This is a genomic window from Vibrio sp. SCSIO 43086, assembly GCF_051132235.1.
GTDB classification, from domain to species: Bacteria; Pseudomonadota; Gammaproteobacteria; order Enterobacterales; family Vibrionaceae; genus Vibrio; species Vibrio diabolicus.
Map to the genome: position 1 here is coordinate 2894264 of NZ_CP072677.1, position 24308 is coordinate 2918571.

Here is a 24308-nt window from a genome sequence, read left to right on the forward strand (position 1 = left end):
TTTCTACTCATACCACTCAGGAAAGAAAATCAGAGTTTAGATCATTACCTTGAAGGCATAGCTTAACTTGGAGTGGAATATCTGATCACCAACAACTCTGCTTTCTATCGATAGTCCCACCATAAGCAATGTTCACCAATAAATAATAATCATAGTGGGTGGCACACATCTCCCAGATCAAAAAAGCCAGGTAAAACCCAGCTTTTTGCTTAAATCAACCAACTCAGCTTAAACCACCGAGACATATATACTTTGTCTCCAAATATTCATCGAGCCCTTGTTTCGCACCTTCTCGGCCAACTCCTGACTCTTTCACTCCTCCAAACGGGGCCACCTCAGTAGAAATAATCCCCTCATTGACACCAACCATGCCGTATTCCAAACCTTCGCTGAAAGCAACAATACGCTTGAAGTTATTCGTGTAGAAGTAACAAGCCAAACCATACTCTGTGTCATTCGCCATTCCGAGAACTTTTTCATCATTCTCAAAGGTAATAATAGGTAACACAGGCCCGAATAGCTCTTGCTGAACAATCGACATATGCTGCTTGACGCTATCCAAAAGAACGGGCTCCATAAAGCGCCCAGAGCGTTTCTGTGGAGAGTTGGCAATAGAAGCTCCTTCTTGTACGGCTTGGTCGATCACTGCCTCTAGGCGATGTTTAGAAGCCATCGTAATAACAGGACCTAATGTGACACCTTTCTCTAAACCATTACCAAGCTGTAATTTGCTTAACTTCGACAATACTTTTTCAATAAAAACTTGTTTTACACCTTCATGAACATACAGCCGATTGGTACAAACACATGTTTGCCCTGCATTACGAAACTTCGAAGCGACAAGCCCTTCCGCAGCCGCATCTAAATCTGCATCTTCAAAAACAATAAAAGGTGCATTACCACCTAACTCCATCGAAACCGCTTTGACAGAGTCACTGGCTTGTTTCATCAAAATCTTCCCGACTCGCGTAGAGCCCGTAAAAGAAACTTTCTTAATCCTAGGATCAGTACTTAGTACTTGGCCAAACTCAGCTGCCTGCTCTGATACCACCACAGGAAGCAGTTCTTTTGGGATTCCTGCCTGATAAGCTAATTCAACAACAGCGATTGCAGTAAGAGGGGTAAGCTCAGAGGGTTTAATCAGCATACCACAGCCTGCCGCCAGGGCTGGTGCTGCTTTTCTTGTAATCATCGCAATAGGGAAGTTCCACGGCGTAATTGCAGCGCATACCCCTACAGGCTGGCGAATAGCAGACAGACGTCGATCTGTCGTGGGGGCAGGTATAACTTCGCCATAAGCACGTTTGGCTTCTTCTGAGAACCACTCGACAAAAGAGGCGCCATACATCACCTCTCCTTTACTCTCGGTTAATGGTTTTCCCTGCTCTAAGGTAATAACTGTGGCAATGTCTTCTGCATTATCAAGGAGTAATTGATACCACTTTTTCAAGCGACGAGAGCGCTCTTTGGCACTTAACTTTGCCCAACGAACTTGCTCAGTTTTGCACTGACCAATGAGAGTATCTAACTCCTCTAGACTACTAGGCTTTAACCGAACTAACTCTTGCTCAGTTGCAGGGTTGATGACCACAATTCCCTCTTCGGAAGACCATTGCTTAAATACGGATTTCAAGGTTTCATTTTTTATTTGTTGCATCATCAAACTTACTCCTACGAGAACTCCTCTTAGGTTAATCGTTACTAGCAAGATCAGCAAAGAAAACAAAGTTTTCTAAAAGACATGAATGTTCGAATGACTTTACTCTCTTAACAGTCTAGACGCTCATTCTCTTCCAATGACTAAATCAGACTAGCGGTAACAAACTCCAGCAATCCATTCTCCTAGGGACTATCCAGAACACTAGAACGATGAATATTTGCGAAGTAGCAGTAGAAAACTCTTATTAGAGAGGAGCGTTAACGAAATACGCAGTGACAAGAATGCAGACTACGAGCTAGCTTATGCGAATTCTCTGGTCTAATGACCGGCATAACCCATCAGTCCCCAGCATTTACTATAGGCTCGAATCTGTAGAGAAATGGGCAAGATTACATTCAACTAGAATTGTGCAACTTGGTTACAGAGAAAGCTGGTCCTACAGATACCAAAAATCTTAGTCTTTCAAGTGAAGCTTAATATAAGTGGCAGCGGTTCTGGGCTACTAACAGGCCTTTCCGCAGGACTCATTCGATTGAAGGGAAAAATATACTCGCATTAACGAAAAAGCCCCAGTCTTTCGACTGAGGCTTAATATAAGTGGCGGAGTGGACGGGACTCGAACCCGCGACCCCCGGCGTGACAGGCCGGTATTCTAACCAACTGAACTACCACTCCGCAGTGGTATCACTCGCTTGTAATCAGCAAGTGTCCAAAATTTAAAGCCTGGCGATGTCCTACTCTCACATGGGGAAGCCCCACACTACCATCGGCGCTATTTCGTTTCACTTCTGAGTTCGGCATGGAAATCAGGTGGGTCCAAAACGCTATGGTCGCCAAGCAAATTCTTTAATTCGGAAAGCTGTGTTTAATTCTCGTTCTTACACATTCAATGTTCTTTCATTGAGTCCATCAAAACCCCTTGGGTGTTGTATGGTTAAGCCTCACGGGCAATTAGTACAGGTTAGCTCAACGCCTCACAACGCTTACACACCCTGCCTATCAACGTCGTAGTCTACGACAACCCTTTAGGATACTTAAAGTATCAGGGAGAACTCATCTCAAGGCTCGCTTCCCGCTTAGATGCTTTCAGCGGTTATCGATCCCGAACTTAGCTACCGGGCAATGCGTCTGGCGACACAACCCGAACACCAGAGGTTCGTCCACTCCGGTCCTCTCGTACTAGGAGCAGCCCCTTTCAATTCTCCAACGCCCACGGCAGATAGGGACCGAACTGTCTCACGACGTTCTAAACCCAGCTCGCGTACCACTTTAAATGGCGAACAGCCATACCCTTGGGACCGACTTCAGCCCCAGGATGTGATGAGCCGACATCGAGGTGCCAAACACCGCCGTCGATATGAACTCTTGGGCGGTATCAGCCTGTTATCCCCGGAGTACCTTTTATCCGTTGAGCGATGGCCCTTCCATTCAGAACCACCGGATCACTATGACCTGCTTTCGCACCTGCTCGAATTGTCATTCTCGCAGTCAAGCGGGCTTATGCCATTGCACTAACCTCACGATGTCCAACCGTGATTAGCCCACCTTCGTGCTCCTCCGTTACGCTTTGGGAGGAGACCGCCCCAGTCAAACTACCCACCAGGCACTGTCCGCAACCCCGATAAGGGGTCGACGTTAGAACATCAACACTACAAGGGTGGTATTTCAAGGACGGCTCCACGCAATCTAGCGACTGCGCTTCAAAGCCTCCCACCTATCCTACACATGTAGGGTCAATGTTCAGTGCCAAGCTGTAGTAAAGGTTCACGGGGTCTTTCCGTCTAGCCGCGGGTACACTGCATCTTCACAGCGATTTCAATTTCACTGAGTCTCGGGTGGAGACAGCGTGGCCATCATTACGCCATTCGTGCAGGTCGGAACTTACCCGACAAGGAATTTCGCTACCTTAGGACCGTTATAGTTACGGCCGCCGTTTACCGGGGCTTCGATCAAGAGCTTCGACCGAAGTCTAACCCCATCAATTAACCTTCCGGCACCGGGCAGGCGTCACACCGTATACGTCATCTTGCGATTTTGCACAGTGCTGTGTTTTTAATAAACAGTTGCAGCCACCTGGTATCTGCGACTCTCAATAGCTCCATCCGCGAGGGACTTCACCGTCGAGAGCGTACCTTCTCCCGAAGTTACGGTACCATTTTGCCTAGTTCCTTCACCCGAGTTCTCTCAAGCGCCTTGGTATTCTCTACCCGACCACCTGTGTCGGTTTGGGGTACGATTCCTTACAATCTGAAGCTTAGAGGCTTTTCCTGGAAGCATGGCATCAATGACTTCACATCCGTAGATGCTCGACGTCGTGTCTCAGCCTTAAAGAGAGCCGGATTTACCTAACTCTCAAGCCTACGCACTTGAACCTGGACAACCGTCGCCAGGCCCACCTAGCCTTCTCCGTCCCCCCATCGCAATTGTAAGAAGTACGGGAATATTAACCCGTTTCCCATCGACTACGCCTTTCGGCCTCGCCTTAGGGGTCGACTTACCCTGCCCCGATTAACGTTGGACAGGAACCCTTGGTCTTCCGGCGAGGAGGTTTTTCACCCCCTTTATCGTTACTCATGTCAGCATTCGCACTTCTGATACGTCCAGCATGCGTTACCACACACCTTCAACCGCTTACAGAACGCTCCCCTACCCAATACTCAAAGAGCATTGCCGCAGCTTCGGTTTACTACTTAGCCCCGTTACATCTTCCGCGCAGGCCGACTCGACCAGTGAGCTATTACGCTTTCTTTAAATGATGGCTGCTTCTAAGCCAACATCCTGGCTGTCTGAGCCTTCCCACATCGTTTCCCACTTAGTAGTAATTTGGGACCTTAGCTGGCGGTCTGGGTTGTTTCCCTCTCCACGACGGACGTTAGCACCCGCCGTGTGTCTCCCGGATAGTACTTACTGGTATTCGGAGTTTGCAAAGGGTTGGTAAGTCGGGATGACCCCCTAGCCTTAACAGTGCTCTACCCCCAGTAGTATTCGTCCGAGGCGCTACCTAAATAGCTTTCGGGGAGAACCAGCTATCTCCAGGTTTGATTGGCCTTTCACCCCTAGCCACAAGTCATCCGCTAATTTTTCAACATTAGTCGGTTCGGTCCTCCAGTTGATGTTACTCAACCTTCAACCTGCCCATGGCTAGATCACCTGGTTTCGGGTCTATATCCAGAGACTGAACGCCCAGTTAAGACTCGGTTTCCCTACGGCTCCCCTAGATGGTTAACCTTGCCACTGAATATAAGTCGCTGACCCATTATACAAAAGGTACGCAGTCACAGGACAAAGCCTGCTCCTACTGCTTGTACGTACACGGTTTCAGGTTCTATTTCACTCCCCTCACAGGGGTTCTTTTCGCCTTTCCCTCACGGTACTGGTTCACTATCGGTCAGTCAGTAGTATTTAGCCTTGGAGGATGGTCCCCCCATATTCAGACAGGATATCACGTGTCCCGCCCTACTCGATTTCACTGAATATGCGTCGTCAGTTACGGGGCTATCACCCTGTATCGCCAAGCTTTCCAGCTTGTTCACCTAACGCCTATAAAGCTTAAGGGCTAGTCCAATTTCGCTCGCCGCTACTTTCGGAATCTCGGTTGATTTCTTTTCCTCGGGGTACTTAGATGTTTCAGTTCCCCCGGTTCGCCTCGTTATGCTATGTATTCACATAACGATACTTACTTATGTAAGTGGGTTTCCCCATTCGGAAATCCCAGACTCAAGTGGTTTTTACTACCTAATCTGGGCTTATCGCAAGTTAATACGTCCTTCATCGCCTCTGACTGCCAAGGCATCCACCGTGTACGCTTAGTCACTTAACCATACAACCCGAAGGAGTTTCGAGTTGATAATCAAATCACCAAAGTTGTCTCTCATTATTTGAATGAGCGAGAGACATTCGATTTTGCCGGACTCAAATTCCAAGAACACTTGAATGTGTTTTTAGTTGTATTCATAAATGAATACTTTGAGAACTTTACAAACAACAATAAATTGTTGTTTTGTCAGCTTTCCAAATTGTTAAAGAGCTAGATTTTCTGATGAAAACCATTTTTAAAGATTCTTTTTCAAGAACACTTAAAGATGGTGGAGCTATGCGGGATCGAACCGCAGACCTCCTGCGTGCAAGGCAGGCGCTCTCCCAGCTGAGCTATAGCCCCATCAAGGTGTCGATACTGTAGCCAATTCCTTGGGAAGGAAATTGGTGGGTCTGAGTGGACTCGAACCACCGACCTCTCGCTTATCAGGCGAACGCTCTAACCACCTGAGCTACAGACCCAGTATCGTCTCTTTACTTTATAAACCGTATCAATCTGTGTGAACACTCATCGCAATAATCATCGTTTAAGGAGGTGATCCAGCGCCAGGTTCCCCTAGCGCTACCTTGTTACGACTTCACCCCAGTCATGAACCACAAAGTGGTAAGCGTCCCCCCGAAGGTTAAACTACCTACTTCTTTTGCAGCCCACTCCCATGGTGTGACGGGCGGTGTGTACAAGGCCCGGGAACGTATTCACCGTGGCATTCTGATCCACGATTACTAGCGATTCCGACTTCATGGAGTCGAGTTGCAGACTCCAATCCGGACTACGACGCACTTTTTGGGATTCGCTCACTCTCGCAAGTTGGCCGCCCTCTGTATGCGCCATTGTAGCACGTGTGTAGCCCTACTCGTAAGGGCCATGATGACTTGACGTCGTCCCCACCTTCCTCCGGTTTATCACCGGCAGTCTCCCTGGAGTTCCCGACATTACTCGCTGGCAAACAAGGATAAGGGTTGCGCTCGTTGCGGGACTTAACCCAACATTTCACAACACGAGCTGACGACAGCCATGCAGCACCTGTCTCAGAGTTCCCGAAGGCACCAATCCATCTCTGGAAAGTTCTCTGGATGTCAAGAGTAGGTAAGGTTCTTCGCGTTGCATCGAATTAAACCACATGCTCCACCGCTTGTGCGGGCCCCCGTCAATTCATTTGAGTTTTAATCTTGCGACCGTACTCCCCAGGCGGTCTACTTAACGCGTTAGCTCCGAAAGCCACGGCTCAAGGCCACAACCTCCAAGTAGACATCGTTTACGGCGTGGACTACCAGGGTATCTAATCCTGTTTGCTCCCCACGCTTTCGCATCTGAGTGTCAGTATCTGTCCAGGGGGCCGCCTTCGCCACCGGTATTCCTTCAGATCTCTACGCATTTCACCGCTACACCTGAAATTCTACCCCCCTCTACAGTACTCTAGTCTGCCAGTTTCAAATGCTATTCCGAGGTTGAGCCCCGGGCTTTCACATCTGACTTAACAAACCACCTGCATGCGCTTTACGCCCAGTAATTCCGATTAACGCTCGCACCCTCCGTATTACCGCGGCTGCTGGCACGGAGTTAGCCGGTGCTTCTTCTGTCGCTAACGTCAAACAACGCCGCTATTAACGACGCCGCCTTCCTCACGACTGAAAGTGCTTTACAACCCGAAGGCCTTCTTCACACACGCGGCATGGCTGCATCAGGCTTGCGCCCATTGTGCAATATTCCCCACTGCTGCCTCCCGTAGGAGTCTGGACCGTGTCTCAGTTCCAGTGTGGCTGATCATCCTCTCAGACCAGCTAGGGATCGTCGCCTTGGTGAGCCCTTACCTCACCAACTAGCTAATCCCACCTAGGCATATCCTGACGCGAGAGGCCCGAAGGTCCCCCTCTTTGGCCCGTAGGCATCATGCGGTATTAGCCATCGTTTCCAATGGTTATCCCCCACATCAGGGCAATTTCCTAGGCATTACTCACCCGTCCGCCGCTCGACGCCGTTATCGTTCCCCGAAGGTTCAGATAACTCGTTTCCGCTCGACTTGCATGTGTTAGGCCTGCCGCCAGCGTTCAATCTGAGCCATGATCAAACTCTTCAATTTAAGATTTTGTTCGGCTCAATGAATACTGAACATTACATAAAGTAATGTTTGAATTGACTGTGCTGAATCCGAAGATTCAATGGTCACTTCGTTTCATTGAAACCTAATTTGATACCGAAGTATCGAATTGGATTATCATCAACGAGTGCCCACACAGATTGATAGGTCTATATTGTTAAAGAGCTTGCTTTGCGAGAAGTTTTCTCTCAAAGCGGAGGTGCATTCTAGCGATTTGGTTGTTAGTGTCAAACACTTTTTTCAACTAATTTTTCGTAGAAGCTTTTTACCTCTCCGACCCTGCTGAAGCCTTGTGGCGTCTGCCGTGTCGATGGATGCGCATTATAGGGAGAAGATTTTCTTTGGCAAGACTAAAAATACATTTTTTCTAAAAAAGCATGCCAAGTGGATACTTTCCATCCAACCTCAAAATTACCCCGAAATAACACTCAAGATTTCTACAGCTTACCCACAAAAATCTGTGGATAACTACTCATCACTATCGAAGAAGTAAGAAATGCGTGAACGCGGATTAAGATACTCTTTGATTTTCTCCGGCAATTTAGACGGATGAATCGCGTTAACTATCTTTATATCCTTTGATGCAAGATCAATGATTGGCGCCTGCGTCCTTGGCACTGATGGGTCGTAAACCAATACATTTGGGAATAATAGATGCGATGCATTCACTGAGATAACCAAGCCCACCATATTATTGGAAAGCTGAACCACAGTTCCTGGAGGAAACACGCCCATAAACTTAATCAGGATATTCAGGTTTTCTTCTTTATATAGGTGTTTACAGTTCTTATATAAATGAGAGAGTGCGGTATAAGGAATTTTTTGCTCTGAGACTATAGGTGTATGACACAAGTTATCAAATGCGTTAGCTACAGCAATAATTTGAGCAAACTCGTTGATCTCATCTCCTTTCAGACCTTTGGGATAGCCAGACCCATCTCTTAGTTCATGGTGCTGTGCAATCACAACTCTTGCAACTTCGGGAAAACCTTCTATTTGGCTCGCAAGGTCTACTCCATATTTGGTGTGCAACTTTAAGTAGTTAGTTTCTGGTTCCGTCAGCGGTGCTTGCTTTCTTAATATTGCGGTAGGAATTTTTATTTTCCCGATATCGTGGAATAGCGCTGAGAATGAAAGCTCTTTCAACTGCGCAGCTGAGTACCCCTTAGCACGGCCAATCATCATGGCGATAACAGCAACGTTCAACGAATGGAAATAAATATCTTCAAACTCATTTTTACCGTTCATCAGGTGTAGAGTGACATTATCATCACACATTAACTTCTCGACGATATCTTCAATAAGAAGCTTCGCTTCATCAACGGCAGCTGTTGGACGATTACGAATTTTCGTCATGACCGAGCGCATACGCGCAAGAGAGCGCTCAAACTCTTTTTCGCACTGGATAACGCGTCGACGATACGCACTTAACTTTTCTATGCGGTTTTGTTTTTCTTGCCAAAGTTTTTGAGTTTCATGATCTAGCGACGCTTCATTCGTTACTCTATCAGCTTGTATCTGGTCGACTGGAAGTGGTGCGGCATCACTTTGCTCTGGATTAAAGTAAACGAACTTTACACCGAGGTGACGGATCATCTCGACTTGTTCTTGATCTTTAATCTTAAAACTATTGAGTAGAAAAGGGTGATCGTTCCACTTTAGCGGAAGACGGATATGTAATCCGGGTTGAATACGATCGACCGTAAGTTTAATGGCTGCCACTTATTCACTACTGATTTACGTTGCCTAAGAGAGTTAGAATACTAGTAAATTTTGTGAATAAATTCATCAGTAAGTATCAAAACATCAGATGGTCATTTCTAATGACTCATTTAATGAGCAAAAGCAAGCTACTTTAAGGTTCGATCTGCTTTGCGTATTTTAAGCTGAGCCTCGAACGTTGGCTTATCTATTATTTCTTGATCTTTGACTAATCCCATTAATGTTTGTACCGCTACACGGGCCATATCACTGATAGGAAAGTGCACTGCCGACACTGTAGGATAAAGGCTTTCACAAAGGTCGACACTGTCAAAGCTAGTTAAAGAGATTTGCTCCGGTACTGAAATATTGTGCTCGTGTAAGTACTGCATTGCACCGACCGTCATTTCCTCACTGCAAGAAAAGACTGCAGTAACTTCAGGGTGTCGTTGTAAAATTGCAGCCATTGCATCATAACCACTTTGCCGACCATAATTCCCTTCTTCACACCAGCTTTCGTCAATATCGATACCTGCGTCCTTCATCGCATCAACGTACCCAAGCTTTCTTAATAAACTATTATGACGTTGGGATGGACCGGTAATACAGGCGATTTTTCTATGACCACCAGCTAAAAGATGCTCGACGGCAATACGGCTTGCATGATGATGATTAAAAGTAACGCAACGCTCTTCTATTCCTTCAACATAGCGATCCAGAAGAACGAAAGGCGTAGGCTGTTTTGCTAATTCACGTAAATCATCATCTGACAAATAACGACTATGGAGGACATAGCCATCACAACGCAGATCATTAAAACGCTGAATGGCTTCCTTTTCGCCTTCTGCAGAATGATGTCCTTGAGCGGTAATCAAAAACTTTTTATGAATATCCAGCTCAGTCTGAACCTGCTCCATCATCTCGCCAAAGAAGCCCCCCGTATAGTAAGTCACCAATAAGCCAACCATATTACTGGATGAGGTTGCGAGTGAACGAGCAATCGCACTCGGGCGATAATTCAGTTGCGCCATAGCTTGCTCTACTTTTTTTCGAGTTTCTTCGCGAAACTTCCCCTCCCCATTAATGATTCGAGAAACGGTAGAGCGATTTACACCGGCGAGTTCGGCGACATCTTTAATCCTTGCCATAATGCTATTGGGTCCAACTGCAATTGTTATTAAATATCCGTTTGTGTAGAACGGCTGCCAGCAATTCGTAAGGTGCTTATAGGGGGCGAAGCTGGCAGCCTTTAATCATACACCGACCATTTGATTGGTAGAAACGAGCTCAGAGTAATCCGTGACAGCTATACCATGTTGAGCTAACTGTTCTTTTAAAATGGGAGAGGTTAGAACTTGTAACTCTAGCTCTCGCTGAAGCGCATAACCACTCTTTAAAATCAGCGCTTGATCGGCCTCTGCCGGGTGGCACATCACCTCAACCAAATCATAGTCTGTCTTTAGACTCAATAAATGCGCCATCAAACCATCCAAACTTACTTTTTGATCGTAAAACTCATCAGTAAAGACATACCTTGTTGTCATCGATTCTTGACACAAGCCAGTGCCCCGCAGTGGCACTCGGTATTCACTCGCTACCTCTTTAATAACGGGCAAAATTTGAGGGTGAGTATGCGCGTGATGATGGCTATCTAAGTGGCTTAGCTCTAACCCAAGCGATAAAAAATGTTCCACCTGAGCTTTTGCTTCGTCATAAATGACCTGAGTTTCGAAGTCCTGCTTACCCCACAGTTCGTCGTATTTGATAAAATGCGCTCGACCGTTGGTCAAATTAGGGTGCCCAGTTAGAGGCACTCCCGCTGTAAACCTAAGATGAACGCCAATTCTCAAGTCTGGATTATGGCGAGCCAACTCTAAAGCATGTTTCTCAGCATCCATACCGACCATCATGGTGGTTGAATGAACAACACCTTGCTGATGAGCTTTTACGATGCCGTTATTTACACCTCTCGTTAAACCAAAATCATCAGCATTAAAAATGACTTTCATTGGCGTCCTTCCTTAGTACTACAACGTCGTTAGTTTAAATTGAGGTAAATACGGAGCGTTCACCGCTAGGATATCATCCAGAATTGACTTGGCACGACCAATGTCTGGCACCAATGGGTTGTTGGTTAATGCCATGAGCGCTTTGTCATAATTACCTTCAACAGCAGCGTCTATTGTCAACTGTTCATATGCTTTGACTTGATAGAGTAATCCTTTGATATTGTTTGACAGCTCACCAACCGCAAGAGGTTTCGCGCCCCAACTACCAATCACCGCGCTACACTCAATCACAGCATCGTCGGGGAGGCCGTTAATCGCTCCGTTATTTAAGACGTTAACAACATGAATACTATTACGATTGTTATAAATTGAATCAACCAAGTTTAGTGATGCATCTGAATAATAAGCCCCACCCCGCTCTTCTAACTCTTTCGGCTTATGATCGAGATTAGGATCTTGATAGAGCTTGAATAGCGCATTTTCTGTTTCCATTACCTGCTCAGCACGAGTGCCCTTTTCACCCGCGCTTTGTTTCTCTTCAGCGAGCATAGCATCGGTTTGATAGAAATAACGATGGTAAGGACATGGTATCGCCCCCAGCGCTTTTAAAAATGCTGGATCCCACGGTTCTTCCCAGATGTTCTTCATGCTGAAGTTAGCACCATCACCGACTTTCTCTAATACCGTTTGAGTAATATCTTCTCCATTGAGCCATGCTTTGTGCACCCAAACGAGATGGTTTAATCCGGCAAACTCCAGTTGTAGCTCTTTTGGCTCGCACTCCATCATTTCTGCGATCATCATTTCCATCGAAACCGGCACATTACATAAACCAATACTCTTTACTTTGGTGTACTTACTGACGGCTTCCGAGACCAAACCCGCAGGGTTGGTGAAATTGAGCATCCATGCATTGGGTGCCAACTCTTCAATATCTTTACATATATCAAGAATAACCGGGATGGTTCGCAGTGCTTTAGCAAACCCACCAGGGCCTGTTGTTTCTTGGCCGATGACGTCGTATTTAATTGGAATTCGCTCGTCATTAGCACGAGCAGCAAGACCACCCACACGGAACTGCGTCATCACAAAGTCCGCATCTTTTATCGCAGCACGACGATCAAAGTCTGCTTTTATCTCAATCTTTGCACCTGCTTTATCAACCATTCGCTGCGCTAGACCTTTGATAATCTCAAGCTTCTCAGCTCCTGACTCAATGTCCACAAAATGAATCTTCTTAACGGGTAAATATTCTAAGCGCTTAATAACCCCTTCAACCAGTTCAGGGGTATAACTACTACCACCGCCAATAATGGCAAGTTTGATCGCCTCTCTAGACATTTTTCTCCCCTTATTTGTTCGAGATTTTTTTGTTCAGTGCAACGATTTCTACAGCCATTTCTTGAGCCAAAATCGTGGTCATTAAGTGATCTTGAGCATGTACCATCACTAACGTCATCGGGACTTTCCCTTCCCCCTGATCTTCCTCAATCAACTGAGTCTGAATTAAGTGGGCTTTGTTAATGCACTCTCTTGCTTGAGAGAGCTTCTCCTCAGCCGCATCAAAATCTTGTTCTCTAGATAAACGCAACGCCTCGTAGCTCAAACTTCTGGCTTCGCCAGCATTACAGATGATCTCCATCACAACCAATTCTTGTTCCATCATTTTCTCTCCGAAAATCGGGCCGCGGTAATTGCGGCCCATTAAGCACCGTTAAGCAGTAACACCTTCGCCTGAAGGTTGCGCCTCATCTTTAGTTTCTTTCGTCGTCGGTAGTTCTTGCTCCAACATTTGCTTCTCAAACATTTTGAAGAATGGGAAGTAGATAATTAGATCAAGAATCAATAAACCAATGACGAGCAATACTGGAGCAAAGGTCCAACCGCTACCCCACGAAGCACCTATCAGTGCTGGTGTTGTCCAAGGCGTTGTAGCGACACCCATGCCCACAAAGCCGACATGCACAGCAAAGTACGCAATCGTAGCGTTGATGACTGGAGCGAAGACGAACGGGATAAACAAGGTCGGGTTCATCACAACTGGGCTACCGAAGATCACAGGTTCATTGATTTGGAAGAAGCCAGGCACCGCACTCATTCGACCAATACTCTTAAGGTGAACAGAACGGCTAAATGACATCAGCATAACAAGAGCAAGTGTTGCACCAGAGCCACCGATAAAGATGTAAAAATCCCAGAAAGGCTGAGTAAATACGTTTGGAATCGGTTCACCTGCAACAAAGGCTTCGATGTTGGCACCAATGTTGGTCAAGAAAATTGGAGAAAGCAGCCCCACAACAATTGCAGCACCATGGATACCCGCAAACCAAAGTAATTGGCAAAGCAATAGAGCGCCAATAATGGCAGGCAATGAGTTAGACGCACTAATTAAAGGCTTAAAGACTGCCATGACAGCATCTGGAATCAGCATGTCGTACTGGGTTTGCACGAAAAGGCTAAGTGGATATAAGGTAATGAATATCGCTAAGACTGGTAACAGTACTTCAAATGATCGTGCAATCGCAGGTGGCACCTGCTCTGGCATACGAATCGTAATATTGTGCCTTTTCATAAAACGGTAGAGCTCTACCGAGAAGAATGCACACATCACTGCGGTGAAGATCCCGGTTCCTCCCATGTGTGACATAGACAACGCGCCATCTTTAGCAGGGGCCGCGATGAGTAAAAAAGACATCAGCGACAATACTGCACTCGTGATCCCATCCATCTTGTAAGCCTTAGCTAAGCTATAAGCAACGCCGAGCGAAACAAAAATGGTCATGATCCCCATCGACATGTTGTAGGGCATCATTATGGTATCAAAATGTGTGGTGGCGAAATCGAGCCAAATTCGACCGAAAGTAAAGGTCGTGTCTTCGGCAAATGGTGGGAATGCAAAAATCAAAATGAAACTACCGACAATAATAAACGGCATTGCAACTATAAAACCGTCTCTCATTGCTCGAACATGGGGCTGATTCCCCACTTTTGCTGCTATAGGGGCTATATGCTTTTCGACTGCGCCTATAATTGCGTCATAAAGCTTCATAGAATCCATCCTTATTTTAGGCAAAAGAATCCCGCATCAAATATTTATATTTGATGTACAGTTATCTTTTTTAATTTAAAACTATGGTTTAGTTAATTAATTCTAATGCTTGCTCTAGTACTTCTTCTCCCTTCATCATTCCATAATGCTGAGGAGAAATCGCATCAATGTTTTTACCATGCTCTTGCGCCGTTTTTCTTAGCTCTTCTAGCTGAAAACGTACTTGAGGCCCGAGAAGACAAACATCGTACTCTTTAATTGCATCTTCAAATGCATTCACTGACATCGCATCAATTTTGCACTCAATTCCTTTATTTTCAGCAGCTTGCTCCATTTTTTTAACAAGCATACTGGTTGACATCCCTGCGCTACAGCATAAAAGGATCTTTTTCATAGCCTTACTCCCGTTGTGTAAATTTCAACCTGCAAAAACTGTAGCAAAAATAACCAAGACAAAAAAGCGCAACCGGTTGCATTATTCGTGAACACAATCCCAATTTAGAAAATACGACCTGTTTTTTAGTAATTATTTAGGTCTAGGATAAAAGTCAGGAAATAAATTAAGACACCACATTAGGTTTCAAATTATCAATATATTACTACTGACAACGTCGTTATTAATTTCTAAAAAGGAATAGAGAATGAAATTTAATAAATTGGCTATTGCAACGCTTGTAAGTGCCGCACTATCACAATACTCATTTGCTCAAACCGACTCTAAAGGCACCATTTATCTAACGTTTGATGATGGACCAATCAATGCATCTATTGACGTTATTCAAGTACTTAACCAAGAAGATATCAAAGCGACGTTTTACTTTAATGCTTGGCACTTAGACGGAATTGGTGATGAGAATGAAGACCGTTCGCTAGAAGCCTTAAAGCTCGCATTAGACACTGGTCATATTGTCGCGAACCATAGTTACGATCATATGGTTCATAACTGCGTTGATGAGTTTGGACCTAATAGCGCAGCAGAATGTAATGCTACCGGCGACCACCAGCTTAACTCGTACCAAGATCCTGTTTACGATGCCTCAATGTTTACAGAAAACTTATCTGTTTTAGAAAAGTATCTGCCTAACATTACAAGCTACCCGAATTATAAGGCAACAGAGTTTGCTAGACTGCCCTACACCAACGGCTGGCGCGTGACTAAAGACTTCAAAGCAGATGGATTATGTGCAACGTCTGATGACTTTAAACCTTGGGAACCAGGCTACGTTTGTAATATCAACGACCTATCAAACAGTGTGAAAGCCTCAATTGCGGTACAAAACATTCTGGCTAATAAAGGCTATCAAACACATGGTTGGGATGTGGATTGGGCACCTGAAAACTGGGGGATAGCAATGCCAGCCAACAGTCTAACAGAGGCAGAACCTTTCCTAGGTTACGTAGATGCAGCATTGAACAACTGTGCTCCTACCACCATCAACCCTATCAATTCAAAAGCACAAGAGTTTCCATGTGGTACACCACTCCACGCAGACAAGGTCATTATTCTAACGCATGAGTTTTTGTTTGAAGACGGTAAGCGAGGAATGGGCGCAACCAAGAATTTACCTAAATTAGCGGAATTTATCCGACTAGCAAAACAAGCTGGCTATGTATTCGATACGATGGATAACTACACACCAAACTGGCAAGTTGGTCATAGCTACAACGCTGGCGACTACGTCCTACATTTAGGCACCGTTTACCAAGCAGTGACCAGCCATAACGCACAGCAGGACTGGGCACCTTCCCCAACCTCTAGCCTTTGGACCAATGCTGATCCGGCAACAAATTGGGAAGTGAATGTTTCATATAAAGAGGGAGATGTTGTGACGTACTCTGGCAAACGTTATCTCGTCAACGTGCCACACGTATCTCAAGCCGATTGGACACCTGACTCACAGAACACCTTGTTCACAGCTCTATAAGCTGTTCCCTACTATTATCATGTAGTAGCTTGCGCGAGGTAATCCCTCGCGCTTTTTTATTTTTAGAAAAGTAAAAATGGAAAGCAGTAAAGAGTGGAGTGACTGGACCTGGCATTCCTGACGCCACGCTGGATTTGAATTCACAAACCCTAGACACAACAAAGCCCCGACTTTCGTCGAGGCTTTATCATATGAATTATGGTACCCGTGGGCAGAGTTGATTGGACAAGCACTCCTACCGCCACCGCAAAGGCAACGCTAACTTTCTTTTGATATTTACAAGCACCTAAAACGACGAAAGGCCGCTATAAGAGCGACCTTTCTATATATGGTACCGGTGGGCGGACTTGAACCGCCACGCCCGAAGGCAACGGATTTTGAATCCGTCGTGTATACCAATTTCACCACACCGGCATCTTTGGGCTATTGCCCTTTGATGGTTGGCATTATACGGAAGCTTTTGACCTGCGCAAGCAGAAATACCTTAAATAACTATCGTTTGCTGATAATTTCGCCACAAAGTGTGACAAAGCTGTACTGATAAGAAACGTACACTCCATTTCCTACTACTGTTCCAAGTGGAAATGAATATACGTAACTCTTTTTAAATTCTATTCACTGTAATATCAGAAACATAACCATTCCCAATGCTCGACAAAGCCGTATGGAGCATCTCGGCAGCATCTTCCGCTTGCATGAAGTGACTCGTGTCCATCGTGTTGCCGCTTGTCTTCCAGAATTCCGTATCCATACCACCAGGATAAACCGCGATAATTTTCATCGGCTTTCCTTTTAACTCCAAACGAACCGACTCGATTAATCCTTTGACAGCCCACTTCACAGCACAATACGTAGACTCTTGCGCTTTAGGCTGTTGCGCAGCAGTAGACATAACCATGACCACTTTTATCGGTTGATCTTTGTAACGCTTTACTAACTCTCTTAATACATGAATGGCAGAATTCAGGTTATTATCAATCAGTTTTTGAATCTCTTCCGGCTCCTGCTCTTCCAGTTCGCCAAAATAACCACTTCCCGCACTATGAATGACCATTTCAGGCGGCTGTTTCATCCCATCAAATAGGTGTTTCACATCTTGATGCAGTGAAAGGTTGCAAGCTTGATAGCCGACGTTATGAGAGAGTTGTTTAGCTAATGCGGATAGTTTTTCTGTGTTTCTTCCTATGATATACGTCTCTTTGTCTTCCGCATCATAACGCTTTGTCAGCTCAGCCCCTAAACCGCTACTTGCACCTGTAATTACAATCATGGCTACCTCTTATCAATCACATACTTTTAATGCATCTATCAATTAAGGTAACAGAATCTTGGTAATTCACACCTCAAGAACACCATTCTTTGAAGCAAGCGGCTTTCTTACTCTCATGATGCATGAAATACCAAGTAGAACGAGGAAGATTTAACCTATGCTTAAGCAAGAATAACTTTCTGAATTTTCTATCGACTTTCGAGTAAGAACCTCATAGGAGCATACGAATGACTGGGTCAAAATGGCAATGGTTACTGAAGCAAATGACGCGTAAACTGTGGGTTCGCACGTCACTTTATGCCTTACTTGCTGTCGCCACTGCCCTAATATCCATTGTTTTAAACCAGTTCATTACTCTGCCTCCTGCAATCAACGTCAGTAAGGATTTGCTTAACAACATATTAAATATCCTCGCGACTTCCATGCTTGCGGTGACCACATTCTCGCTCAATATAATGGTCTCAGCGTACAGTGCCGCTAGTGCAGGGGTAACGCCGCGAGCGACAAAACTGTTGATGGAAGACAGCACAACACAAAATGCTTTGGCGACCTTTCTTGGCTCCTTTCTATTTAGTTTGGTAGGCATTATCGCGCTAGGCATTGGCGCCTATCATCAACAAGCACAAATTTACCTATTCATCGTAACCATCGCCGTGATCGTGATGATCATACTCACCTTGCTACGTTGGATTCAGCACCTTTCCGTACTAGGGAGAGTCAGTGAAACTACCTCCTACGTGGAACAAGCTTTGTTAGATGCGATAAGAAAACGGGGCAAAGAGCGTTGGCTAGGCGCTCACCCATGGAGCCATCCAGAACATAAACCCAGAGGAAGCAAGCCTATTTTCAGCCAAGAAATTGGCTACTTACAGCATGTTGATATGCATCATCTCGATAGTATTGCTGAAGCAAACCAATGCACTATCTATCTTGAACGACAACCAGGAAGCTTTGTGTATGTGAGTCAACCATTGGCTTGGGTTTGTGGAGCGTTGCCAGACGAAAGCGAAGTAACGGCGGCCTTCACGATTCGAACGGAGCGTTCCTATGATCAAGATCCTCGTTTTGGATTAGTCGTTATGGCGGAGATCGCCTCACGAGCTCTCTCCCCCGCAGTGAATGATAACGGTACCGCGATTGATGTTCTTGGGCGTTCTGTACGAGCGCTTTCATTATGGGGAGAGTCACTCAGCGAGCCACCTACCAAAACTCGATACCCTAGGCTATTTGTGCCCGCATTAAGCTGCCAAGATTTATTTGATGATGTCTTTTTGCCAATCGCGCACGATGGTGCAGCGCAACTCCAAATACAGATTCGCCTACAAAAAGCCTTGCTGGCTCTTTCTAGTATGCACCCCAAGTTGTTTTTATCACCTGCAACCAAGCTATCAGAAAAAGCTTTAGAGCTCGCCTTGAGCCAGCATTATACCGAAGATGAGAAACACCAACTCTCTTATCTGTCTAATCTAGTTACAGACCAAAAAGCTAATGGTTAGGCAAGTAAAATTCAGTTGAAATAGATTACTGAAAGGCCTTGTACATCATGATATGTGTTCATAACACACTGCAGAAAAGTCACTTCGTTTATGCATAATTAAAGACTCTGTGCGTTAGGTCTCTTTTCTCTTGGTGAGGGAATCTATATTCTGACGCACAATTTTTAAGGTAAGTGATGGAATAATGACAACGTCTACAACTCTTCCACCTGCAGGTCTCTTTCGTCGACTTGCAGCGTTGATTTACGACACATTGATTATTATCGCAATTGAAATGATGGCCGCAGGTATTGTTATGGCCGTTGTATTTGCACTAAATGCAGCAGGGCTGTTGAGCTATGGCGAGTACGCAGATGCCGCTGATATGCTCGGAAAGCACCCTGTATTAAGCCCTCTATTTACACTGTATCTTGCGGTTGTATGGATATACTTCTTTGTCTTCTTCTGGACGCGAGCAGGGCAAACACTTGGGATGCGCGCTTGGAAACTTCGAGTTCGCAATGCCAAAGACGGTGCGCCGATTACAGTCACTCAAGCCCTGATTCGCATTGCAACATCTGGCTTTGGTTTGGCAAACCTGACTGTACCGATTGATCCCAAGAAACGTGGGTTCCACGACATTTGGGCAAAAACAGAGGTTGTTGTGTTGCCTAAGGCAAACTAACTTATCCGGGAATACAAAAAAGGAAGGCATAATGCCTTCCTTTTACATTTAGTCCGATGAAACATGGTTTATTCGGTGATACTTCAGCTACAGCTTTCTTCTCAGCAGCGCAATCGCAATAGCTAAGAACACCAGGCTCGGAGCCAATGCACCAAACACTGGGGATATGCCATATACCAAACTTAATGGGCCAAAGAACTCACTGGATATATAAAAAGTAAACCCGGCAACCACGCCCGACAATACCCTTGCCCCCATGGTCACACTTCTGAGTGGACCGAAAACAAACGATAGCGCCATCAACATCATCACGGCAATTGAAAGCGGCTGTGTCAACTTACGCCAAAACGCCAATTCATAGCGAGACGCATCTTGCTCTGAAGCTTTCAGATAGGTCACGTAATCATACAAACCGCTCAGTGATAACTCTTCAGGCTTTACCGTCACCACAGCTAGCTTATCTGGAGCCAATGACGTATGCCATTCCATCTGTTCGATGTCTTGCTTCGAAATCACGTTTTCATTTTTCATATCCGTGATTTGTACGTCGCGCATCAACCAGTTGTTATCTTGTTGATAGTCGACTTCTTCGGCGAAAATAACTTTTTGTAGATTCTTATCATCATCAAAACGCCACATATTTAAAGCATAAAGCTTGTCGTCTTCGACTTTACCTATAAAGATAAAGTCGTTTGCGTCACGAGCCCAAACTCCAGAACGAACTGAGACAATACTACCTCCAGATATCGCAAAGGATCGTAGGTCACGAGCCATCTTTTGTGCTTCTGGAGCGCCCCATTGCCCTAACGTCATAACGATAAGCATAAGTGGCACCGCCGTTTTGAGCACGGATAACCCGATATCCAACTTTGAGAAACCAGCAGCTTGCATCACCACCAGCTCAGAGCTTGACGCCAACATACCCAAACCAATAAGGGCACCGAGTAATGCCGCCATTGGGAAGAACATTTCGATATCACGCGGCACACTGAGCAACACAAAGTACAACGCATGAGTGAGGTCATACACGCCTCGCCCTACTTTACGTAACTGTTCTACGTATTTGATGATGCCCGATAAGCCAACAAACGTCGCTAAAACCAAGGCAGTGGTAGAGATGATGGTTCTACCGATGTAAAGGTCTAAGATTTTGAACACAGCTTACGCGAGCCTCTTCTTACGGAATTTGTCTTTTATTCGTCGAGCAGCAACGCTGTCCATCATATTGGCCATGATTGCGACAATCAGTAACATCGCATTAATTGGCCACATGCCGATTGCCGCCGGAATGTCACCATCTTCTAATGCAGATTTTGTTGCACTAATCGCCAGGAAATACGCTAGATAAATAAGAATCGCGGGCCCCATTTTGGCAAATCGTCCCTGACGCGGATTCACCGCCGACAATGGAATAACCAACATCGTTAAGAGTGGAATACACACAAATAACGAGATCCGCCATTGCAGCTCCGCTTGCGCTTCTGGGTCTGGGTGTCCAATCAAATCAACCGTTGGGTACGCTTCCCAATCTCGCCCTTTCTTTTTGACCTCACGCTGGCCGATAACGCCTTCGTATTCATCGAATTTTGTGATCATATATTCAACGCGAGTAGGCACACCTTCATAACGCGTGCCTTCTTTCATGGTGATGACCTGACGGCCGTCCGACAGTTCTTTTACTTCACCAGAGGACGAGAACATCACACTCGGCAATACTGAATCTCTCGGGCGCATCTGCGCGACAAAAACGTTGCTCAATGTATTGTCTTTAATGTCATCGATGAAGACAACCGATGAACCATCTGGCGTGCCTTGGAATTGCCCTTTCTTTAGCAAGTCAACGCTGTTTTCTGCTGCCACTTGTTCATAAAGTTGCTCAACACGGTCTTGAGACCACGGCGATAACCACAATGCATTGAAAGCCGCCACAGCAGAAGTAATCAGTGCTAAGTACAAGGCCGCTTGTACCAGGAATTTGTTACCAATACCTGTCGCGTTCATAACGACAATTTCGCTCTCTGCATACAGGCGACCAAAGGTGATCAGTATGCCGATATACAGACTCAAAGGCAGCATTAACAACCCCATTGCTGGCATATTCAAACCAACAATCGAGAAAATCAATCCAGCAGGAATATCCCCATCAGAAGCATCAGCAAGAACACTTATGAATTTCTGGCTTACAAACACCAAAAAAAGTACGAAAAAAATCGCAAATTGGCTCTTGAGTGTTTCGCGGATCAAATATCTAACAATAATCACGCTGAAATTACCTATACAAAACTTGTTTTTTTGGTCGAATCACTATAGTTTCCCGTTGAACCATTTATTTTTTTAAAAATTATAAACTAGATGTTAGTCGCTTAATCAGCTCTGCATGTAAGCCTGGAGCTAAAATTCAACAAGTAAGCGATCATTATCTAACATTTAGAGCAATTTGTCTTCAGGATGTAGGAGTACGCATGGAGTTCAGTGTAAAAAGTGGCAGTCCAGAGAAACAACGTAGCGCATGTATCGTTGTTGGTGTGTTTGAACCACGTCGCCTTTCTCCAGTAGCCGAACAACTTGATAAAATCAGTGACGGTTACATCAGTTCACTACTTCGCCGTGGTGATCTAGAGGGTAAACCTGGTCAGATGCTGCTACTGCATCAAGTACCAGGTGTTTTGTCAGAGCGCGTTTTACTTGTCGGTTGCGGCAAAGAGCGTGAACTTGGCGAGCGCCAGTACAAGGAAATCATTCAAAAGACGATCAGCACACTTAACGAGACTGGCTCAATGGAAGCGGTATGTTTCCTAACTGAACTGCATGTTAAGGGTCGCGATACATACTGGAAAGTACGCCAGGCTGTAGAAGCGACTAAAGATGGTCTATACACATTTAATCAATTCAAGAGCGTTAAACCTGAAACTCGCCGCCCACTGCGCAAGCTTGTTTTCAACGTACCAACGCGTCGTGAATTAAACTTGGGTGAAAAAGCAATCACTCATGGTCTAGCTATCGCATCAGGTGTCAAAGCTTCAAAAGACCTTGGCAACATGCCGCCAAACGTAGCTAATCCAGCTTACCTTGCTTCTCAAGCTCGTCGTCTAGCGGACGATTACGAAACCGTAACCACCAAAATCATTGGTGAGCAAGAGATGGAAAAACTGGGTATGACCTCTTACCTAGCAGTAGGCCGTGGTTCTAAAAACGAATCTATGATGTCTATCATCGAGTACAAAGGTAACCCTGACTCAGATGCAAAACCGATTGTGCTAGTAGGTAAAGGTCTAACCTTCGATTCAGGCGGTATCTCTCTAAAACCGGGCGAAGGTATGGATGAGATGAAGTACGACATGTGTGGTGCGGCATCGGTATTCGGTACAATGAAAGCGCTAGCGAAGCTAAACCTACCAATTAACGTTATTGGTGTTCTAGCTGGCTGTGAAAACATGCCTGGCAGCAACGCGTACCGTCCAGGTGACATCCTAACGACAATGTCTGGTCAAACTGTAGAAGTTCTGAACACGGATGCGGAAGGTCGTCTTGTTCTTTGTGACGCACTGACTTATGTAGAGCGTTTCGAACCAGACTGTGTTGTTGACGTTGCAACGCTAACCGGCGCTTGTGTTATCGCACTAGGTCACCACATCAGTGGCGTTATCTCTAACCATAACCCACTGTCTCACGAACTAGTGAATGCTTCTGAGCAAGCAAGTGACCGTGCATGGCGTCTACCAATGGCAGATGAGTACCACGAGCAGTTGAAAAGCCCGTTTGCGGATATGGCAAACATTGGTGGCCGTCCTGCTGGTACTATCACTGCGGGTTGCTTCTTGTCTAAGTTCGCGAAGAAGTACAACTGGGCTCACGTCGATATCGCAGGTACTGCGTGGAAATCAGGCGCAGCGAAAGGCTCAACGGGCCGTCCTGTCTCAATGCTTGTCCAATTCCTTTTGAACCGCAGCGGCCAAGAGACAGAAGAGTAATTTCTGAACAACATCTAAAAGGGCCGCAAGGCCCTTTTTTATTATCCTAATTTTCTAAAATGAAAGTGGGACTTAAGATGGTCTTAGGAAGAGACCCAAGGCAAGTGAGAGAATGATGCAAACTGCAACCTTCTACATCATTAACGAAGAGAGCCCGCAAGCAACGGTGGCTGGCTTTGAAGAGTACATTGTGTTTTTGGCGCAGCACTTTGCCCGCCAAGGCGCTAAAGTGTATTTAAACTGCCAAGACAAACCACACGCCGAGCAACTCGCTGAAGCCTTTTGGCAAGTTGATGCAGACAAGTTCATGGCACATAACCTCGTAGGCGAGGGACCGAAATACGCCACCAATATTGAGATCGGCCATAACGGTGTAAAGCCGTCTTGGAATCGTCAATTGGTAATTAATTTGGCGGAAAATGAGACAACCTTTGCGAACAAGTTTGCTCAAGTGGTAGACTTCGTGCCCTGCGAAGAAAAAGCTAAACAACTCGCAAGAGAAAGATATAAAATTTACCGTCAAGCAGGTTACCAGCTGCAAACGATCGAAATTCAATATCCTTAACGGTCAATCCTTATAGTTAAGGCGATCTTGTTAAGATCCCTCACTTATAAAGATTGACTAAGATTCAACCATCAACGTATCCA

General features: G+C 45.4%; 16 protein-coding genes, 4 tRNA genes and 3 rRNA genes. 5 read left to right on the forward strand and 18 right to left on the reverse strand.

What is annotated here, in order from left to right; translation table 11 throughout:
- Positions 1-223 precede the first annotated feature (223 nt).
- The 14 genes from J8Z23_RS13750 to J8Z23_RS13815 all read right to left on the reverse strand — a co-directional run bounded on the left by J8Z23_RS13750 (position 224) and on the right by J8Z23_RS13815 (position 14728).
- Complete coding sequence (locus tag J8Z23_RS13750) at positions 224-1660, reverse strand: NAD-dependent succinate-semialdehyde dehydrogenase (RefSeq protein ID WP_301577930.1); 1437 nt, start codon at positions 1658-1660, stop codon at positions 224-226.
- A gap of 598 nt (positions 1661-2258) precedes the next feature.
- Positions 2259-2335: transfer RNA gene (locus J8Z23_RS13755), tRNA-Asp, on the reverse strand.
- 46 nt (positions 2336-2381) lie between these two features.
- Positions 2382-2498 (reverse strand): 5S ribosomal RNA (gene rrf, locus J8Z23_RS13760).
- A 92-nt stretch (positions 2499-2590) separates the two neighbouring features.
- A 23S ribosomal RNA gene (locus J8Z23_RS13765) occupies positions 2591-5480 on the reverse strand.
- A gap of 263 nt (positions 5481-5743) precedes the next feature.
- Positions 5744-5819, reverse strand: a tRNA-Ala gene (locus J8Z23_RS13770).
- Between the two features lie 42 nt (positions 5820-5861).
- Positions 5862-5938 (reverse strand) — tRNA-Ile (locus tag J8Z23_RS13775).
- Positions 5939-6004: 66 nt separating this feature from the next.
- Positions 6005-7557, reverse strand: a 16S ribosomal RNA gene (locus tag J8Z23_RS13780).
- The 16S, 23S and 5S rRNA genes sit together here with 3 tRNA genes alongside, the layout of an rRNA operon.
- Positions 7558-8043: 486 nt before the next feature.
- On the reverse strand, positions 8044-9297 hold the full coding sequence (locus J8Z23_RS13785; protein ID WP_012841389.1) for an HD-GYP domain-containing protein: 1254 nt from the start codon (positions 9295-9297) through the stop codon (positions 8044-8046).
- 128 nt (positions 9298-9425) lie between these two features.
- Entirely contained in the window at positions 9426-10424 is a 999-nt protein-coding gene (locus tag J8Z23_RS13790; protein ID WP_046873620.1) for a LacI family DNA-binding transcriptional regulator, read from the reverse strand.
- A 105-nt stretch (positions 10425-10529) separates the two neighbouring features.
- Positions 10530-11285, reverse strand: a complete 756-nt coding sequence (chbG, locus tag J8Z23_RS13795; RefSeq protein ID WP_134648085.1) for a chitin disaccharide deacetylase — start codon at positions 11283-11285, stop codon at positions 10530-10532.
- A gap of 18 nt (positions 11286-11303) precedes the next feature.
- Positions 11304-12626 carry a 6-phospho-beta-glucosidase gene (locus J8Z23_RS13800; protein ID WP_005397437.1) on the reverse strand — a complete coding sequence of 441 codons (1323 nt, stop codon included), beginning with the start codon at positions 12624-12626 and terminating at the stop codon, positions 11304-11306.
- A 10-nt stretch (positions 12627-12636) separates the two neighbouring features.
- Positions 12637-12948: a PTS lactose/cellobiose transporter subunit IIA gene (locus tag J8Z23_RS13805; RefSeq protein WP_031780628.1), complete on the reverse strand. Its 312-nt coding sequence runs from the start codon at positions 12946-12948 to the stop codon at positions 12637-12639.
- Positions 12949-12999: 51 nt separating this feature from the next.
- On the reverse strand, positions 13000-14334 hold the full coding sequence (locus J8Z23_RS13810; RefSeq protein WP_256954215.1) for a PTS sugar transporter subunit IIC: 1335 nt from the start codon (positions 14332-14334) through the stop codon (positions 13000-13002).
- 88 nt (positions 14335-14422) lie between these two features.
- Positions 14423-14728, reverse strand: a complete 306-nt coding sequence (locus tag J8Z23_RS13815; RefSeq protein ID WP_025767645.1) for a PTS sugar transporter subunit IIB — start codon at positions 14726-14728, stop codon at positions 14423-14425.
- 247 nt (positions 14729-14975) lie between these two features.
- On the opposite strand from J8Z23_RS13815, the gene J8Z23_RS13820 reads away from it, so the two are divergent.
- On the forward strand, positions 14976-16259 hold the full coding sequence (locus tag J8Z23_RS13820) for a carbohydrate-binding protein (protein ID WP_182034390.1): 1284 nt from the start codon (positions 14976-14978) through the stop codon (positions 16257-16259).
- A gap of 329 nt (positions 16260-16588) precedes the next feature.
- Here the strand turns inward: J8Z23_RS13820 and J8Z23_RS13825 are convergent.
- Both J8Z23_RS13825 and J8Z23_RS13830 read right to left on the reverse strand, forming a co-directional pair.
- Positions 16589-16673: transfer RNA gene (locus J8Z23_RS13825), tRNA-Leu, on the reverse strand.
- A 190-nt stretch (positions 16674-16863) separates the two neighbouring features.
- A complete protein-coding gene (locus J8Z23_RS13830) occupies positions 16864-17529 on the reverse strand; it encodes an SDR family NAD(P)-dependent oxidoreductase (protein ID WP_395192065.1) in 666 nt (221 codons plus the stop codon).
- 227 nt (positions 17530-17756) lie between these two features.
- Between J8Z23_RS13830 and J8Z23_RS13835 the strand changes: the two genes are divergently transcribed.
- Together J8Z23_RS13835 and J8Z23_RS13840 are read left to right on the forward strand one after the other, a co-directional pair.
- Positions 17757-19025 (forward strand): DUF2254 domain-containing protein, encoded by a 1269-nt coding sequence (locus J8Z23_RS13835; protein ID WP_434633951.1) that lies wholly within the window; start codon positions 17757-17759, stop codon positions 19023-19025.
- Positions 19026-19209: 184 nt separating this feature from the next.
- Positions 19210-19689 (forward strand): RDD family protein, encoded by a 480-nt coding sequence (locus J8Z23_RS13840; protein WP_005397453.1) that lies wholly within the window; start codon positions 19210-19212, stop codon positions 19687-19689.
- Positions 19690-19776: 87 nt separating this feature from the next.
- Here the strand turns inward: J8Z23_RS13840 and lptG are convergent, their stop codons facing one another.
- Entirely contained in the window at positions 19777-20847 is a 1071-nt protein-coding gene (lptG, locus tag J8Z23_RS13845) for an LPS export ABC transporter permease LptG (RefSeq protein WP_005397455.1), read from the reverse strand.
- 3 nt (positions 20848-20850) lie between these two features.
- Positions 20851-21951, reverse strand: coding sequence for an LPS export ABC transporter permease LptF (gene lptF / locus J8Z23_RS13850; protein ID WP_006742363.1), 1101 nt, complete (start codon positions 21949-21951; stop codon positions 20851-20853).
- Between the two features lie 200 nt (positions 21952-22151).
- On the opposite strand from lptF, the gene pepA reads away from it, so the two are divergent.
- Positions 22152-23660 carry a leucyl aminopeptidase gene (pepA, locus tag J8Z23_RS13855; protein WP_005397459.1) on the forward strand — a complete coding sequence of 503 codons (1509 nt, stop codon included), beginning with the start codon at positions 22152-22154 and terminating at the stop codon, positions 23658-23660.
- Positions 23661-23775: 115 nt separating this feature from the next.
- Entirely contained in the window at positions 23776-24225 is a 450-nt protein-coding gene (locus tag J8Z23_RS13860) for a DNA polymerase III subunit chi (RefSeq protein WP_046873623.1), read from the forward strand.
- The last annotated feature ends 83 nt before the right edge of the window (positions 24226-24308 follow it).